Raw genomic sequence first — 14,229 nt, 5'->3', positions numbered from 1 at the left:
CGGTGCATCACGCGCGTCCGTCAACCAACATATGTTTGAGGGCAGGCACCTCCCGCAAACGTGTCGAGGCGGAGTAGCGATGAACCGCCGCGTCGCGTGCCCATCACCAGTGATGGCGGGGGGCACAGATCAGCGCCCGCGCAGCCGCTCCAGCACCTCGGCGGAGGCGAAGCCATCCGCCGGTGCGCCGATCGAGGCCTGGAAGTTCCGCAGCGCCTCGCGGGTCTGGCCGCCGAACTGGCCGTCCGGCGTGCCGCGGTAGAAGCCGCGCTCGGCGAGCAGCTGCTGCAGCTCCAGCCGCTCCGCGCGCGACAGCGTGCGCTCCTCGCGCGGCCAAGCCTGGACGAACGGCTGGCCGCCGCGCAGCCGGTCGGCGAAATGGCCGATCGCGAGCGCGTAAGCCTCGGCCGGATTGTATTTCATGATGACGCGGAAATTCTGCATCATCAGAAAGCCGGGCCCTTGCGCGCCTGCCGGGGCCAGCAGATAGGCCTTGTCGGCCGAGCGCGGAAATGCCTGCCCGTTGGGGCGCTTCAGGCCCATCTGCTCCCATTGCGCCAGGGTCATGACCTTGGCGCGGTCCGCCAGCATGTAGTTGAAGCCCTGCGGCACCACGACCTCGTAGCCCCAGCTCTGGCCGGTCTGCCAGCCGTCCTTCTTGAGGTTATTGGCCGTGGAGGCGATCAGGTCGGCGGCATTGTCGACCACGTCGCGGCGGCCGTCGCCGTCGGCATCGACCGCGTAGCGCTTGAACGCGGTCGGCATGAACTGGGTCGGGCCGAAGGCGCCGGCCCAGGAGCCGCGCATCTGTTCGGGCCTCAGGTCACCGTGATGGAGGATCTCCAGCGCCGACAGGAACTCTTCCTTGAAATAGGCCTGGCGGCGGCCGATGCAGGCGAGGGTCGCGGTGGACTGCAGCACGCTGCGATCGCCGATCTGGGTGGAATAGTTCGACTCGATGCCCCAGATCGCCGCGATGATGTAGCGGTCGACCCCGTAGGCCCGCTCGGTCGCATCGAACTGCGCCTTGTAGGTGGCGAGCACCTCGCGGCCCTTGGCCAGCCGGTTGTCGTTCACCAGGATATCCAGATACTCCCAGATCGACTTGGTGAACTCCGGCTGCGCATCGAGCAGGTCCATGATCCGCAGGTCGGGGGACAGCCCTGCCGTGAACCGCTGAAAACTCTCCTGCGAGATGCCGCGCCGTGCGGCATCGGGCCACATCCCGGCGATGCAGTTATCAAAATTCGCCGCCGCCTCGCGAATCGCAGCCGCCGTCATCAGCGGATGGCCGGAGGCGCCGTCCTCCCCGCTCCAGGGCAGCGGGCCGCCCCCCGGCGCCGGGGGCGTTGACTGCGCATTGCTCGCATTGCCCTTGGCGAAAGAGCCGGTGAAGAGATTGTCAAGAAAGTTCAAGGGATTGTTGCCGGACTGGGCGCGGACCGGGGTTGCGCAGGTGACGGCAGCGGCGAGTGCCACGGCGCCGGCCAGCAGAATCGCGGATGGTTCCGTTCGTCGTCCCATGTTCACTCGCTGCCTCACAAATCAGGCGTCCAGGAGGCCTTGTCTCGGTTTCCAGAAGATTAACGAACCTCCGGTTTCATCCGCAGGCAAATTTTCTGCAGCGCACCCTGGCTGTCTGGAACTGTTGGCCAACATCCGCCTTTGTTCTCGGCTGCAAACCAGCTACCAGGATGCGATCCATTTCGCATTCATATCTTTGCAAGGTCCAGTTTCGCCCCATGAAAATCCGCAAAGCTGTTTTTCCGGTCGCCGGCCTCGGCACCCGTGTCCTTCCCGCCACCAAAGCGATGCCGAAGGAGATGCTGACCATCGTCGACAGGCCGCTGATCCAATATGTGTTCGATGAGGCCAAGGAAGCGGGGATCGAGCATTTCGCGTTCGTGACCGGGCGCAACAAGACCGCGATCGAAGACCATTTCGACCGGATGTACGAGCTCGATGCGACTTTGGCCGCGCGCGGCAAGAAGACCGAGATGGAGATCCTTGCGCGCGACCAGCCGGAAGCCGGCGCAGTCAGCTTCACCCGGCAGCAATCGCCGCTCGGGCTTGGGCATGCGGTGTGGTGTGCCCGCGACATCATCGGTGACGAGCCGTTCGCGGTGGTGCTGCCGGACGAACTGGTCTTGAACAAGCCGGGCTGCCTCGCCCAGATGATCGCCGCCGCGGGCAAGCTGCCGGAGAAGTCCAATGTGCTGGCCGTGCAGGAGGTGCCGGCCGACCAGACCCATCAATACGGCATCTGCGGCGTCGGCAAGCGCGACGGCAAGATGTTCGAGGTCGACGGCATGGTCGAGAAGCCGGCGAAGGGCACGGCGCCATCGAACTTCTCGATCACCGGCCGCTATATCCTGCAGCCGGAGATCTTCAAGATCCTGGCAACGCAGGAGCGCGGCGCCGGCGGCGAGATCCAGCTCACCGATGCGATGATCGGCCTGTCCAAGACGCAAAAGTTCTATGGCGTGGAGTTCGAGGGCGAACGGCACGATTGCGGTTCGAAGTCGGGCTTCCTGCGCGCCAACATCGCCTTCGGCATGGCGCGCCCTGACCTGCGCGAAAGCTTGCGCGAGGACATGAGGAAATATCTCGAGGGCTGAGCCAAGGTGTCGTTTGAACGCTCGCAGGGCCGCGCATCCCGCGGCCCTTGTCGGTCTGAGAGCGCGACCTCGCGGTGATGGCAAGCTCTAGCCGGAGCCCGAGCCGCCGTCCGCGATGAGCGCCGAGCCGGTCATGTAGGTCAGCTCCGGAGCGGCCATCGCAACCGCGAATTCCGCGATTTCTTCCGGCTTAGCCATCCGCTTGATCCCCGGCAGATTGACGCGCGCCCACTGAGCGGCACCGATCTCCCACATCGCGTCGGGCATCGCCTCGGTGCCGCCGACGCGCCGGACCAGCGCGGTGTCGGTGGTGCCCGGTACGATCGCATTGATGCGGATGCCCTTCTCAGCATAGTCCAGCGCCGCCGACCGGACCAGGCCGATCAGGCCGGACTTGGTGGCGGTATAGACGCTGCGTCGGGCGCTGGTGCGATGCTCGTTCGACGACGAGGTGACGAGAATGGTGCCGCCCCCGCGCTTGAGCATTTCCGGGATCTGATACTTCATCGCGAAGAATACGCCGCGCAGATTGGTAGCGACGATGTCGTTCCATTCCGCCGCGGCGAATTCATGCAGCGGCTTTTCCAGCGTGATGCCGGCATTGTTCAGCGCAATGTCGAGCCCGTCGAATGTATCGACCGCCTGTCGGACGAAGTCTTCGACCTGGGCCTCCTCGCGCACATCGGCGCGGATGTAGCGCGCGCGACCACCCGCAGCCCGGATCTGCTCTTCGACCTCGCGACCCAACCCCTCGCGGCGGCCGCAGAAGGCCACCGCCGCGCCCTGGCGCGCGAACGCCAAGGCGGCGGCGCGGCCGATGCCGGACGTCGCCCCCGTGATCAGTACGACCTTTCCTGCAAAGCGCTTGGGCGCCTCGACGATAGTGGGGGCGGGCGAACGGCTCGCCTGCGCCAGCGCCACGCCGCCAACAGCGCCGAGCGCGATCCCGCCGGCGACGCCGGCGAGGGTGAGCGCCTTGCGGCGCGAGGGGGCTGGAGTGGTCGGTCGTTCGTCCATGGTTGTGCACTCCCTGCTTCTTGCGTTTGTGCCGTAATGTGAACGCTGATAACATCATTCTATGTAAAATATGATCACTGTCAACATGTGAGTTGGATGACCAAGCCGAGCCGCACAAAGCCTGTCCGAAAGCGCGCCGTTAAGGAGCCGCGCCCCTATCACCATGGTGATCTCAGGCGCGCGCTGATCGTGGCCGCGACCGAGCTTTTGGAGCGGGAAGGCGCCGAGGCGCTGTCGTTTCGCGCGGTCGCGCGCACCGCCGGCGTGTCACAATCGGCGCCCTACAATCATTTCTCCGGTAAGGAGGATCTGCTGGCGACGGTTGCCGAAGCCGGTTTTCGCGCGCTCGCATCTTCGCAGGCCGAAACCGCCGCGCGCGTGGCGGCGGGAGAGCAGCGCATGATCGCGCTCGGCCTGGATTATATTGGTTTTGCTGCGGCTCATCCGCAGCTCTATCGCCTGATGTTCGGCGTCGGCGTTCCCGATTGGCATGCCTATCCGCAGGTCTCCGAAGCCAAGCAGGCGAGCTTCGTGCCAATCCGGGCTGCGCTTGCCGAAAGCTCGGCGCTGACAAGCTCTATGCTGGCGCTCGATCATGCGGCGGTCGCTGCCTGGGGCCTCGCCCACGGGCTCGCCATGCTGCGCATCGATGGTTCATTGGGACGACGCAACGCGCCTGGCGCCATTCCTCCGGAAGAGGGGGCACTGCGATTGTTCGCGCGCGGGCTGAGGTATACGTTGGCCGGTGCGGGGGGCGAGGTCGAGCGATCCTCGTGAAAGCAGCCGCTGGCTGGCAGCTTATGGCTGCCCTTCGCCGGCTGCCCATAGCGCATCGAGGCCGGCGCGGTAATTCGGATAGCGCAAGCGAAGCGCGAGGTACCGCTTGGCCCTTATATTCCGGACCCGCCGGTTGCTGGCATAGAAACTCCGCGCCATCGGCGACAGCTCCGCGGTCTCGAACGGCTGTTCCGGCGGCGCCGCCACGCCCATCAGCGATGCCGCATAGGCGATCACGTCCTGCGGCGGCGCCGGCTCGTCGTCGCAGATATTCCAGGTGCCGCCGGCCTTCGGTGCGATCGCGCCCATGATCGCCGCGGCCGCATCGTCGACATGGATGCGGTTGAACACCTGGCCCGGCTTGACGATGCGTCGCGCCCGACCGGCGCGGAGTTCGACCAGCGCATTGCGACCGGGTCCATAGATGCCGCCAAGCCTGAGCACCGCGAGCCGGTCGCCGAGCCGCGCGCGCCATTGCTCTTCGGCCTGCACTCTTGCCTTGACGCGATCGTGCTCCGGCGCGAGCGGCGTGTCCTCGTCGATCCAGTCTCCCTGATGGTCACCATAGACGCCGATGGTCGAAAGATAGATCACGCGCCGCGCATTGCCATCGGCGATCGCGCGGCCGAAGGCGCCGAGCACGGGATCGTCGGCTGGGCCCGGCGGCACGGAAATCAGGATCACGTCGGCGCGGGCGGCTTTGGCGATCGTCTCGGCAGCGGCTGTGGTGCCGTCGAACAGATCGAGCTCGAGCGGCGCAAGCCGCGCGCGCTTTTCTTCGGTGCGGACCGTTCCGGAGGTGTGGGCGAAGCGATCGCCGTAGTGCTGGACGAAACGCCCTGCGGTGTAGCCGAGGCCGATGACGAAGAGCTTCATGGGTCCGCCTTATCCTGGATGGCGATCGCCATCCGCGCTTGCGCTGGCACTTTCAATAGCCGATGTCATATAAGGACCGAAAGGAGACGGCGCGCGATGAGCTTCCAATCGATCTACCGGCACGGCTTTGCCCGGGTTGCGGCCTGTGTGACGACGTCGCACGTCGCCGATCCCGCCGCAAATGCGGCCGCGATCCTGGAGACGGCGCGAGCCTGCCATGCGAGGTCCGCCGCGGTGGCCGTGTTCCCGGAGCTCTGCGTCTCCGGCTATGCAATCGAGGATCTCGTTAACCAAGACCCGCTGCTGGATGCCGTCCAGCGCGCCCTTGCCGACATCGTGGACGGATCGCGTGAGCTGATGTCGGTGCTGATCGTCGGCGCGCCGCTGCGGTTCGGCCATCGCATCTACAACTGCGCCGTCCTCATTCATCGCGGCCGGATCCTCGGCGTGGTGCCGAAGATCTATTTGCCGACCTATCGCGAGTTCTACGAGGGCCGCCATTTCGCGTCCGGCGCCGGCATCGTCGGCCAGCAGATCGAGGTCGCCGGCGCGACCGCGCCGTTTGGTACCGACCTGCTGTTTGCCGCCGATGACGTCGCGGGCCTCGTCGTCGGCGTCGAGATCTGCGAGGACATGTGGATTCCGGTCACTCCGGCCTCGGAGCTGGCGCTCGCCGGCGCCACCGTGCTCGTCAATCTCTCCGGCAGCCCGATCACGGTCGGGCGCGCGAGTTCGCGTTCGCTGCTGTGCCAGTCGACATCGGCGCGCTGTCTCGCTGCCTATATCTACGCAGCTGCCGGTGTCGGCGAATCCACCACCGACCTTGCCTGGGACGGCCAGACCTCGATCTTCGAGAATGGCGTGCTGCTTGCCGAAAGCGAGCGCTTCCTTCAGACCGGCCAGACCATCTTCGCCGATATCGATCTCGATCTGTTGCGCCAGGAACGTGCCCTGATGGGCACCTTCGACGACAATGCCCGCGTGCGCGCCAAGGACAGCGTGAGCTATCGCCGCATCGGCTTTGCGCTCGCGCCGCCCGCCGATGACATCGGCTTCGTCCGCAAGCTCGAGCGCTTCCCTTTCGTGCCGAGCGATCCGGCGCGGCTCGACCAGGACTGCTACGAGGCCTACAACATCCAGGTCGCCGGGCTCACGCAGCGGCTGCGCGCCACCGGCACCAAGCGCATCGTGATCGGCGTCTCAGGCGGCCTCGACTCGACGCATGCGCTGATCGTCGCCGCGAAGGCGATGGACCTGCTCGGCCTGCCGCGCACGAACATCCTCGCCTATAACCTCCCGGGCTTTGCCACCGGCAGCGCCAGCAAGGCCTACGCGCACGCCTTGATGCGCGCGCTCCAAGTCAGCGCCACCGAGCTCGACATCCGCCCGGCGGCGACGCAGATGCTGAAGGATATCGGCCATCCGTTCGGACGCGGCGAAGCGGTCTACGACATCACCTTCGAGAACGTGCAGGCGGGCCTGCGCACCGACTATCTGTTCCGCCTCGCCAATGACCGCGGCGGCATCGTGCTCGGCACCGGCGATCTGTCCGAGCTTGCGCTCGGCTGGTGCACCTATGGCGTCGGCGATCAGATGTCGCATTACAACGTCAATTCCGGCGTGCCGAAGACGCTGATCCAGCACCTGATCCGCTGGGTGGTCGCGACCCGGCAATTCTCTGATGAGGTCGGCAAGACGCTGGAGCAGGTTCTGGCGGCGGAGATCTCGCCGGAGCTGGTGCCGGTCGCGGAGGGCGAGACGCCGCAGAGTACGGAGGCCGCGATCGGCCCCTATGAGCTGCAGGACTTCAATTTGTTCTACACGCTGCGCTATGGCTTCCGTCCGTCGAAGATCGCGTTCATGGCGCATCACGCATGGAAAGATGCCGATGCCGGCGCGTGGCCGCCGGGCTTTCCGGCCGCCAAGCGGCGCGCCTATGCGCTCGCCGACATCAAGCATTGGCTGGAGGTGTTCCTGCGGCGCTTCTTCGCCTTCAGCCAGTTCAAGCGCTCGGCGATGCCGAACGGGCCGAAAGTGGTGGCCGGCGGCTCGCTATCGCCACGCGGCGACTGGCGCGCGCCGTCGGACGGCAACGCCGCGGCGTGGCTCGAGGAGCTCGCGCGCAACGTGCCGAGCGACGTCAAGGCTTGACCTGGCGCGGCCAAGCGATTTTCAACGGAGCATATGATGAGCATCACCGGCATTTCCTCGATGGCGACGCGGCAGATTCTGGCCGAGCTCGCGGCGGCGTATGAGGAGGCGACCGGCGAGGCGGTCACGATCGAATCCGTCGGCGGCGTCGATGCCGCCAAGCGCGTCCGCGCTGGCGAGCCGTTCGACATCGCGGTGCTTGCCTCGGACGCGCTGGCGAAGCTGGAGGCCGATGGTTGTCTCGTGCCCGGCAGCATCGTCAACATGGCGGAATCGCCGATGGCGCTGGCGGTGCGTGCAGGCAGCCCGCGGCCGAAGCTGAGCGAAGCCGGCGTGCGCGCGGCGATGGCGAACGCGCGTTCGATCGGCATCTCCACCGGCCCGAGCGGCACGCATGTGCTGAAGCTCGCCCGCGACTGGGGCCTGGAGGACGTGGTCAAGGATCGTATCGTGCAGGCGAAGCCCGGCATTCCCGTTGCGAAGCTGCTGGCCGATGGCGAGGTCGAACTTGGCTTCCAGCAGCTCAGCGAGATGATGGGCGCCCCCGGCATCGATGTCGTCGGTCTGTTGCCGGCCTCACTGCAGCCGGGCACGGTATTCGCCGCCGGCCTTTGCAAGGCTGCGACGCAGCCGGATGCCGCCCGCGCCTTCATCGCTTTTCTCGCCTCCGACGAAACCGCGGAGACCAAGCGGCGTCACGGCATGACGCCCGCGTGAGGCCGCAGGCTGCCGCTTCTGCGATTTTGCCAAGGTGGCGCTCCGAGGGCGATGAGCAACGACGCTTCGCCGCCGCCCCGCAAGGCAGCAATGATGAACGCGAAGGTCGACGGGAAAAGCGCCTGTTATCAATTGTTTGACCGCGTTGGTGGAGCCGGTGACAACCCAAGGTTAAAAAGGCGTAATCCGCAGGATGGAACTCCTATGTCGCGCGGGGGTTGGGCGTGCGTGAGTTCAACCAACGGAGATTCATTCATGAAGACGACTCAGCTCGCTATCGCCGTGCTTGTTGCCTCGACCCTGGCGGCCGCTCCTTTTGCCGCTCAGGCGAAATCGCACAAGACCAGGCATCATCACTCCGCGACCTCGTCGCAGACCACGACGGGCTCGAACATGCGCTCCGGCACCAGCGCCAATCCGTCGAGCCAGGGCAATGTCGGTCCGGGAACGAATCAAGCCGGCAGCATGTCGAAGTAAGCGAGTGAGCTTCCACTCAGCGACCACAAAGTAAGCTTCGTTCAGCGTAAGAAAGCCCCGGACCTCCGGGGCTTTCTTGACGCATGGGGGAGCGTGTCCCTGCAAGCCTGAGCAGACTGGGCCGCGTCGCCGGCGGGCTACGCGCTGCTGTTAGACGCCGGTCGAACCTGCCGGTTTGGTATAAGGTGTAGCCTCACCGATCGGGCGCGGGCGGGATGGCGAATAAGCTCACACGAAAGCTCAAGACCTTTCAAACTTCGCTCGGCTTTTTCGACCTGGCGATTGCGGCGCCGTCCATGAAGGCGGCGTTGGAGGCGTGGGGCGCGCGCAGCAATCTCTTCCATCAGGGTGCCGCCAGGGAAACCGACGATCGCGCGATCGTCGCCGCCACGCTGGCGAAGCCCGGCATCGTGCTCAAGCGCCCGGTCGGCACCAACCAGCCCTTCACCGAGCATGCCGGCCTGCCGACGAGGCTGGCAGGTCCCGAGCGCGACAGGCCACGGAAATCTCCTCGTACACCAGCGCGCCCATCGTCGCGGACGACCGATAAGGCGGCAGAGCGCACGGCGGCGCTGGCATTCGCGCGGGCGCAGAAGCAGCGCGCGGCCGAGCGGCAGAAGGAAGAGGCCGCGCTGGTGAAGGCGCGCGCCCGGCGCGACACGGCGGCGGCGAAGGCGCAAGCGGCGCTCGAGAAGGCCCGGCGCGCGCATGAGGCAAGAGCTGATGCCATCGAAACCGAGCGCGCAGCGCTCGATGAGCGGATGCAGGCCGAGGCTGAACGATGGCAGCGGGAGAAGGAGAAGCTGGAAGCCGCGCTGCGCCGGGCCCGGGAACAAGGATAAGCACTGCAAAAAAAACAGAGTAGGCTGTGTCGACCCGGCCATGTCCCGTTCGTCTTTGAACCGTATGGGATGCATGGAGAGCAAGGCATGAGCACATCGCGCTATCGGTGGGTCATCGTCGCGGCCGGCGGTCTTCTGGGCTGCGTCGCGATCGGAGGAATGTTTTCGCTGCCGGTCTTCCTCAAGCCGATCGCGGCCGACACCGGCTGGTCGGTGGCCGGCGTGTCCAGCGCGATGACGATCGGCTTCCTGGCCATGGCCTTCACCAGCATGGGCTGGGGCACGCTCTCCGATCGGGTCGGGCCGCTTCCGGTGGTGCTGACCGGCTCGATCCTGCTGGCGGCGAGCCTGGCGCTGGCCAGCTTCGCCTCCTCGCTGATCACGTTTCAGCTGATGTTCGGCCTCATGGTCGGCGGCGCGACGGCCGCGATCTTCGCGCCGATGATGGCGACCGTCACCGGCTGGTTCGAGACTCATCGCAGCCTCGCGGTGTCGCTGGTCTCGGCCGGCATGGGCATGGCGCCGATGACCATGTCGCCGCTCGCGGCCTGGCTGGTTTCGAGCCACGATTGGCGGACCTCGATGCGGCTCATCGCCGTCGTCGTCGCTGCGATCATGATCCCGGTGTCGCTGCTGGTGCGGCGTGCGCCCGCACCCGAGCGCCGCGAAGCCGCCGCGCCCGGGCAGGATACCGCGCCGTCCGAGATGACGCTGTCGCAGGCGGTGCGCTCGCCGCAGTTCATGATCCTGCTCGCCACCAACTTCTTCTGCTGCGCCACGCATTCGGGCCCGATCATCCATACCGTGAGCTATGCGGTCTCCTGCGGCATTCCGCTGATCGCGGCGGTGACGATCTACAGCGTCGAGGGCCTCGCCGGGATGGGCGGCCGGATCGCATTCGGTCTGCTTGGCGACCGCTTCGGCGCCAAGCGCGTACTGGTGCTCGGCCTGCTGGCGCAGGCCTTCGGTGCACTGGCCTATGTCTTCGTGCGCGAGCTCGCCGCGTTCTATTCCGTCGCCGCGCTGTTCGGCTTCATCTATGCCGGCACCATGCCGCTCTACGCCGCGATCGCGCGGGAGAATTTTCCGCTGCGGATGATGGGCACCGTCATCGGCGGCACCGCCATGGCCGGCAGCCTCGGCATGGCGACCGGTCCGCTCGCCGGCGGCCTGATCTACGACGCCTTTTCCAGCTATGCTTGGCTCTACATCGGCTCTTGGCTGATGGGCCTCGGCGCCTTCCTGATCGCCATGACGTTCAGGCCGTTCCCGAAGTTGGAGCCGGAGCCCGCGCCGGCGCAGGTGTCGGCGTAGGTCGAGGCTTAGCCGGTGGTCGCGATGGGCTCGCGTTCCAGCCAAAAGCCAGGGGCTTGGTACCAGACCTGCTCCATCTCGGCATGCGCAGGGGCGCCGAGATGGAGCGCGCAAATTGGGATCTTCAAGGGCGCCAAGCCCTTCATCGCACTTTCCAAGCGTTGGCTGGCTTCGGCATCACGCTGCCCAACGCAAGGAAAGATGCTGACTCCGCCGATCGATGATACCGCAAAAGCGTTGCCGCGCCGGGTGGCACGCAGCAGGAAGCCCCGCCAAGATTCGGTGGTCAGTGGCAGCAGAAGCCTGCCGCCCTCGGCCAAGCGCTCGAGCCATCCTCGCGACGGATGCGTGCATCCGGCGAACACGATGATCGCATCAAACTCGCCGGCTTCGATGTGGCCATCATTTGAGATCACATCGATCTGCGGCCAGCCCGCAAGGTTCGAGCGAGCCTGTGATGCCAGCTCAGTGTCGATTTCGACGGCAGTGACCAAACCATCGGGGCCGATGATCTCTGCTATCACGGCCGAATAGTAGCCGGTGCCGGCGCCGATCTGGAGAACGCGCTCCCCCGGCCTCAGGTCGAGCCGGTCCAGATTGCGTGCCCAGAAGCTCGGCATTCCGTTGTTGAGATTGCGGCTGGCGTCGATCGAGACAAGGATGTCATGATAAAGCCAGCGCGGGTCATTGTCGGGCGTCAGAAACGGCTCGTCGTAGGGAGACGGGATGATGCGCCAAGGGCCGGGACCGACGAATTGCTCGCGGGGGACCACGGCAAATGCCCGGATCAGTTCCGGATTGGCCAGCACCGGGGTCTTGTAGCGCAAGTCTTCAGCGTACCAGCGACGCGCTGCCGCCAGGCATGTGTCCATGAGGCTTTCTCCTGTCGCGGTTGGACAGATACGATGCGATCACGACCCGCTCGCGCGGACAGGCTCAAAAAAAATTTGGATGGCCTGTCCGCATCCGGCGAGTCTGATCGCATAGTGATCGTCATGGAACGAACGACACTTTCCTCGGTGAGCAGCGTCGCGGTGGCCCGGTCTGCGGCCGATGTTTGGGGCGCGATCCAGGCGCTATCCGAAGCCGATCTCGTGCGGCTCCGGGCGCTGGCGCATCTCTGGAGCCGGGGGTTGCCGGGAGGGCTTGGCTGGACCGACATCCTCCACGAAGCGATCGTCCGCGTTCTCGACGGATCGCGTCCCTGGCCATTTGGCGTCGCCATTCTGCCGTTTCTGGCCGGAGTCATGCGCAGCATCTGCGACGATCAGTGGCGGCGTGCACGGTATGAGCAGCGGCTTCTGGTGAGCTGCGACGATCCGGACCAGGGCCGCGACGAGCCCGCTGACGATGCTCCGGATTCCGAGCGGATCGTCAGTTCGGTCAACGCGCTGGCTGATATCTATCGGCTCTTCTCGGCCGATCCGGTGGTGTTGAAGATCATAGCAGGGATGGCGTGCGGCCTGACAGCAAAGGACATCTGCCGGACCTACGACATTTCCGATCTCGACTACGACACCGCGCGGCGATGCATGCGCCGCACTCTCATGCGCCATCAACGAACCTGGAGCGTGCCGTGACCCGTTGGCAACCACCTCATGAACTGGTCCGCCTGCTCGATGCGCTGAGCGAGGAAATCCTCACCGCGACGGACGAGGACGTGCGGCAAATGCACGGAGGGCAGCTCGCGATGACAGCCGGTGAAGTCGATGTGCTCGTCAAGGCCGCATGCGCGGAAGCCGAGGGATGTGCCACCAAAGGTCTTGGGACGGGCCCGGTCGAGCCGGGAGTTGCTCCGCAATCGGACGGGTCTGCGCGCCTATCGCTGCATCAGCGGCATTGAGCCGGTGCCGCGCGCTTTGTCAGGCGATCGTTCGCTCCGCCAAGACGATGGCCTCCGCAAAGCGCTCGCGCGCCGCCGCGTAGCGATCGATGAACTCTGCAATGCAATCGTCTGCCGGTGCACCGGTTCGCGCGTGCTCGACGAACATTGGCACGCCGTAGACCGAGCGATGCATGTCTCGAATGCCGGCGACGAGTGCCAGGCGGTCCGTGTCCGATAGCGCAGCGAGCGGCGTGTTGTTCGGACTACGCGCGAGACGAGCGATCAACCACCCGGTCGCATCCGCCTCCGCTCGCAGATGTAGCCGCTCCGATTGCCACGCCGTGATGTCCCGTGCGATCATCCGCATGACAATCGCATGACGGCCGGACGGCAGCGTGAGCCGTTTCGCCAGCCATTTCCGAACGAGTGCAGGGTAATTCACGTAGAGCCGCAATCAATCCAAGGTCGGGACGCGGATAAAGCTCTTGAAATGTCTCTTGCTGATGACAGTCGCTCGTCGGCAAGCTGCTCTTGTCATAAGATCTACTTCTGACCATGCTTGAACGGCGCTTATGGCCAATATCAAGGCACGTCCGTCGCGTGACGACGAAAGGAGATGCGCGGTGGAGCGATCGGCCAGACCGCTGCACCATGCGATCACGCTGCGACAGATGCGCGCATTTCTGTTGACGGTTGAAAGATCCAGCGCGTCGGCTGCCGCACGCCTGCTCGGCGTCTCGCAGTCGGCCGTGAGCCAGCAGCTTCAGGAAATGGAGAAGCTGCTGCAGGTGAAACTGCTCGAACGTGTCGGTGTCCGGATATTGCCCACGCAGGCGGGGCGCGCATTGATGGCACCGGTGCGGCAGGCGCTCGCTGCGGTCGAGCGGATGGAGCCCGCGATTGCCGAATTCCGCAACGATGGCACGGGAACGGTCCGTCTTGGGACCGGTGCGACGGCCTGCATCCATTTTCTTCCGAAACCGCTGGCGCAAATCCGTGCTCAATTACCGAAGCTGCAGGTCCTCGTCGTCACGGGGAACACCGACGAGATCGTCAAGGGCGTCGAGAACGGCTCGATCGATGTCGGCTTGATCACGGGCGATCCGGCTCGCCCGAATCCCACGATCCACGTCGAAGAGATCCTGGTTGAAGATCTCGTCGCGATCGTGCCGAAAGCGAACGCGTGCCGACTTCCTGAGACCTTGCGTCCGCGCGACCTCGCAGGCCTGCCGCTGATCCTGTTCGACCCGGCGGGACGCACTCGCGATATCATCGACGCGTGGTTCCAGCGCGATGGTGTCAAGCCGATCGCCGCGATGGAGCTCGGCAGCATCGAGGCCATCAAGACGCTCGTTGGTGCCGGTCTCGGCGCATCGCTGATTCCCCGTCTTGCGACCAATTGTCTCGGCCCCGACATCGTCAGCCGGCCGATCACAGGGCCGATCCAACGGCGGCTTTGTCTCGCATTGCGCATCGACAAGGTGCTCGATGCAGGACTGCGGACCACGCTTGCTCAGCTGCGCTCGGCAGCGGCGCATATGAGTTAGGTACTCATAAGCAGAAGCATTGCTTCCCATTAGGCAGCGTTTTGCGATTGTTACATTCTTGTGTTTCG

The 14,229-nt window shown here is 65.4% G+C and carries 15 protein-coding genes; 10 read left to right on the top strand and 5 right to left on the bottom strand.

What is annotated here, in order from left to right; all coding sequences use genetic code 11:
- Nucleotides 1-129 precede the first annotated feature (129 nt).
- The gene (locus QX034_RS08505) at nt 130-1,524 is read right to left on the bottom strand and encodes a lytic murein transglycosylase (protein WP_315702997.1); all 1,395 of its coding nucleotides are present in this window, start codon (nt 1,522-1,524) and stop codon (nt 130-132) included.
- Nucleotides 1,525-1,742: 218 nt separating this feature from the next.
- Between QX034_RS08505 and galU the strand changes: the two genes are divergently transcribed.
- Nucleotides 1,743-2,618, top strand: a complete 876-nt coding sequence (galU, locus tag QX034_RS08500) for a UTP--glucose-1-phosphate uridylyltransferase GalU (protein WP_315702998.1) — start codon at nt 1,743-1,745, stop codon at nt 2,616-2,618.
- A gap of 87 nt (nt 2,619-2,705) precedes the next feature.
- On the opposite strand, the gene QX034_RS08495 is transcribed toward galU, so the two are convergent.
- Complete coding sequence (locus QX034_RS08495) at nt 2,706-3,635, bottom strand: SDR family NAD(P)-dependent oxidoreductase (RefSeq protein WP_315702999.1); 930 nt, start codon at nt 3,633-3,635, stop codon at nt 2,706-2,708.
- Between the two features lie 96 nt (nt 3,636-3,731).
- Between QX034_RS08495 and QX034_RS08490 the strand changes: the two genes are divergently transcribed.
- A complete protein-coding gene (locus QX034_RS08490; protein ID WP_316190232.1) occupies nt 3,732-4,412 on the top strand; it encodes a TetR/AcrR family transcriptional regulator in 681 nt (226 codons plus the stop codon).
- Between the two features lie 21 nt (nt 4,413-4,433).
- Here the strand turns inward: QX034_RS08490 and QX034_RS08485 are convergent, their stop codons facing one another.
- Complete coding sequence (locus QX034_RS08485) at nt 4,434-5,288, bottom strand: NAD-dependent epimerase/dehydratase family protein (RefSeq protein WP_316195310.1); 855 nt, start codon at nt 5,286-5,288, stop codon at nt 4,434-4,436.
- A gap of 96 nt (nt 5,289-5,384) precedes the next feature.
- Between QX034_RS08485 and QX034_RS08480 the strand changes: the two genes are divergently transcribed.
- The 5 genes from QX034_RS08480 to QX034_RS08460 all read left to right on the top strand — a co-directional run bounded on the left by QX034_RS08480 (nt 5,385) and on the right by QX034_RS08460 (nt 10,789).
- Entirely contained in the window at nt 5,385-7,439 is a 2,055-nt protein-coding gene (locus tag QX034_RS08480; RefSeq protein WP_315703002.1) for an NAD(+) synthase, read from the top strand.
- 36 nt (nt 7,440-7,475) lie between these two features.
- A complete protein-coding gene (locus tag QX034_RS08475; RefSeq protein WP_316195309.1) occupies nt 7,476-8,156 on the top strand; it encodes a substrate-binding domain-containing protein in 681 nt (226 codons plus the stop codon).
- A 255-nt stretch (nt 8,157-8,411) separates the two neighbouring features.
- Nucleotides 8,412-8,633, top strand: a complete 222-nt coding sequence (locus tag QX034_RS08470) for a hypothetical protein (RefSeq protein WP_315703004.1) — start codon at nt 8,412-8,414, stop codon at nt 8,631-8,633.
- A 215-nt stretch (nt 8,634-8,848) separates the two neighbouring features.
- The gene (locus tag QX034_RS08465; RefSeq protein WP_316195307.1) at nt 8,849-9,475 is read left to right on the top strand and encodes a cell envelope biogenesis protein TolA; all 627 of its coding nucleotides are present in this window, start codon (nt 8,849-8,851) and stop codon (nt 9,473-9,475) included.
- A gap of 87 nt (nt 9,476-9,562) precedes the next feature.
- On the top strand, nt 9,563-10,789 hold the full coding sequence (locus QX034_RS08460; protein WP_315743908.1) for an MFS transporter: 1,227 nt from the start codon (nt 9,563-9,565) through the stop codon (nt 10,787-10,789).
- A gap of 8 nt (nt 10,790-10,797) precedes the next feature.
- Here QX034_RS08460 and QX034_RS08455 read toward each other — a convergent pair whose 3' ends face one another.
- Nucleotides 10,798-11,661 carry a protein-L-isoaspartate O-methyltransferase family protein gene (locus QX034_RS08455; protein WP_315703007.1) on the bottom strand — a complete coding sequence of 288 codons (864 nt, stop codon included), beginning with the start codon at nt 11,659-11,661 and terminating at the stop codon, nt 10,798-10,800.
- 123 nt (nt 11,662-11,784) lie between these two features.
- On the opposite strand from QX034_RS08455, the gene QX034_RS08450 reads away from it, so the two are divergent.
- Nucleotides 11,785-12,369, top strand: coding sequence for a sigma-70 family RNA polymerase sigma factor (locus QX034_RS08450; protein WP_316195305.1), 585 nt, complete (start codon nt 11,785-11,787; stop codon nt 12,367-12,369).
- Nucleotides 12,366-12,632: a hypothetical protein gene (locus QX034_RS08445; RefSeq protein ID WP_315743904.1), complete on the top strand. Its 267-nt coding sequence runs from the start codon at nt 12,366-12,368 to the stop codon at nt 12,630-12,632. Before QX034_RS08450 ends, QX034_RS08445 begins: the two co-directional genes overlap by 4 nt.
- A gap of 19 nt (nt 12,633-12,651) precedes the next feature.
- On the opposite strand, the gene QX034_RS08440 is transcribed toward QX034_RS08445, so the two are convergent.
- Nucleotides 12,652-12,981, bottom strand: a complete 330-nt coding sequence (locus QX034_RS08440) for a hypothetical protein (protein WP_315730245.1) — start codon at nt 12,979-12,981, stop codon at nt 12,652-12,654.
- Between the two features lie 256 nt (nt 12,982-13,237).
- On the opposite strand from QX034_RS08440, the gene QX034_RS08435 reads away from it, so the two are divergent.
- Nucleotides 13,238-14,161, top strand: coding sequence for a LysR family transcriptional regulator (locus tag QX034_RS08435; protein ID WP_315703011.1), 924 nt, complete (start codon nt 13,238-13,240; stop codon nt 14,159-14,161).
- Nucleotides 14,162-14,229 lie beyond the last annotated feature (68 nt).

Origin of the sequence: Bradyrhizobium sp. SZCCHNR3119, assembly GCF_032487775.1 — a bacterium.
Classification (GTDB): Bacteria; Pseudomonadota; Alphaproteobacteria; order Rhizobiales; family Xanthobacteraceae; genus Bradyrhizobium.
This window is presented reverse-complemented; position numbering and strand designations above follow the sequence as displayed.

Bases quoted from the DNA above. Each gene is read 5' to 3' on its own strand.
- QX034_RS08450 (WP_316195305.1), top strand. From the start codon at position 11,785: ATGGAACGAACGACACTTTCCTCGGTGAGCAGCGTCGCGGTGGCCCGG.
- QX034_RS08440 (WP_315730245.1), bottom strand. From the start codon at position 12,981: ATGCGGATGATCGCACGGGACATCACGGCGTGGCAATCGGAGCGGCTA.
- QX034_RS08485 (WP_316195310.1), bottom strand. From the start codon at position 5,288: ATGAAGCTCTTCGTCATCGGCCTCGGCTACACCGCAGGGCGTTTCGTC.
- QX034_RS08460 (WP_315743908.1), top strand. From the start codon at position 9,563: ATGAGCACATCGCGCTATCGGTGGGTCATCGTCGCGGCCGGCGGTCTT.
- QX034_RS08470 (WP_315703004.1), top strand. From the start codon at position 8,412: ATGAAGACGACTCAGCTCGCTATCGCCGTGCTTGTTGCCTCGACCCTG.
- QX034_RS08455 (WP_315703007.1), bottom strand. From the start codon at position 11,661: ATGGACACATGCCTGGCGGCAGCGCGTCGCTGGTACGCTGAAGACTTG.
- QX034_RS08495 (WP_315702999.1), bottom strand. From the start codon at position 3,635: ATGGACGAACGACCGACCACTCCAGCCCCCTCGCGCCGCAAGGCGCTC.
- QX034_RS08505 (WP_315702997.1), bottom strand. From the start codon at position 1,524: ATGGGACGACGAACGGAACCATCCGCGATTCTGCTGGCCGGCGCCGTG.
- QX034_RS08465 (WP_316195307.1), top strand. From the start codon at position 8,849: ATGGCGAATAAGCTCACACGAAAGCTCAAGACCTTTCAAACTTCGCTC.
- galU (WP_315702998.1), top strand. From the start codon at position 1,743: ATGAAAATCCGCAAAGCTGTTTTTCCGGTCGCCGGCCTCGGCACCCGT.
- QX034_RS08480 (WP_315703002.1), top strand. From the start codon at position 5,385: ATGAGCTTCCAATCGATCTACCGGCACGGCTTTGCCCGGGTTGCGGCC.
- QX034_RS08490 (WP_316190232.1), top strand. From the start codon at position 3,732: ATGACCAAGCCGAGCCGCACAAAGCCTGTCCGAAAGCGCGCCGTTAAG.
- QX034_RS08475 (WP_316195309.1), top strand. From the start codon at position 7,476: ATGAGCATCACCGGCATTTCCTCGATGGCGACGCGGCAGATTCTGGCC.